This window comes from Vibrio galatheae (assembly GCF_000967545.1).
Taxonomy (GTDB): domain Bacteria; phylum Pseudomonadota; class Gammaproteobacteria; order Enterobacterales; family Vibrionaceae; genus Vibrio; species Vibrio galatheae.
On sequence record NZ_JXXV01000054.1, the window covers coordinates 1 to 1,075 of the forward strand.

The window sequence follows — 1,075 nt, forward strand, 5'->3', positions numbered from 1 at the left end:
ATTAGTCGAAGATCTTAGCAACAACACCAGCACCAACTGTACGGCCACCTTCGCGGATTGCGAAACGTAGACCTTCGTCCATCGCGATTGGAGCGATTAGTTCTACAGTCATCTTGATGTTATCGCCTGGCATTACCATTTCTACGCCTTCTGGTAGCTCGATGTTACCAGTTACGTCAGTTGTACGGAAGTAGAACTGTGGACGGTAGCCTTTGAAGAACGGAGTATGACGGCCGCCTTCATCTTTAGACAGTACGTATACTTCAGACTCAAACTTAGTGTGTGGGTTGATTGACTTAGGAGCCGCTAGTACTTGACCACGCTCTACTTCGTCACGCTTAGTACCACGTAGTAGTGCACCAACGTTCTCACCCGCACGACCTTCGTCTAGAAGCTTACGGAACATCTCAACACCAGTACAAGTAGTTGTTGTCGTCTCTTTGATACCAACGATTTCTACTTCGTCACCTACTGATAGGATACCGCGCTCGATACGGCCAGTTACTACTGTACCACGACCTTGGATTGAGAATACGTCTTCGATTGGCATTAGGAACGGCATGTCTACTGCACGCTCTGGCTCTGGGATGTATGAATCTAGCGCTTCTGCTAGTTCAACAATCTTCGCTTCCCACTGCTCTTCGCCGTTTAGCGCGCCTAGTGCAGAACCTTGGATTACTGGTAGATCATCACCTGGGAAGTCGTACTCAGATAGAAGTTCACGTACTTCCATTTCTACTAGTTCTAGTAGCTCTTCATCGTCAACCATGTCACATTTGTTCATGAATACGATGATGTATGGGATACCAACCTGACGGCCTAGTAGGATGTGCTCACGAGTTTGTGGCATTGGGCCATCTGTCGCAGCTACAACTAGGATACCACCGTCCATCTGTGCAGCACCTGTGATCATGTTTTTAACATAGTCAGCGTGTCCTGGACAGTCTACGTGTGCGTAGTGACGTGATGGAGTGTCGTACTCTACGTGAGATGTAGCGATTGTAATACCGCGCTCACGCTCTTCTGGAGCGTTATCGATAGATGCGAAGTCTTTCGCTTCACCGCCGTACACTTT

At 48.3% G+C, this 1,075-nt stretch carries 1 protein-coding gene; it reads right to left on the bottom strand.

What is annotated here, in order from left to right; genetic code table 11:
* Position 1: 1 nt before the first annotated feature.
* On the bottom strand, positions 2–1,075 hold a 1,074-nt coding region (gene tuf / locus TW81_RS18690), incomplete at its 5' end, for an elongation factor Tu (protein WP_045957252.1).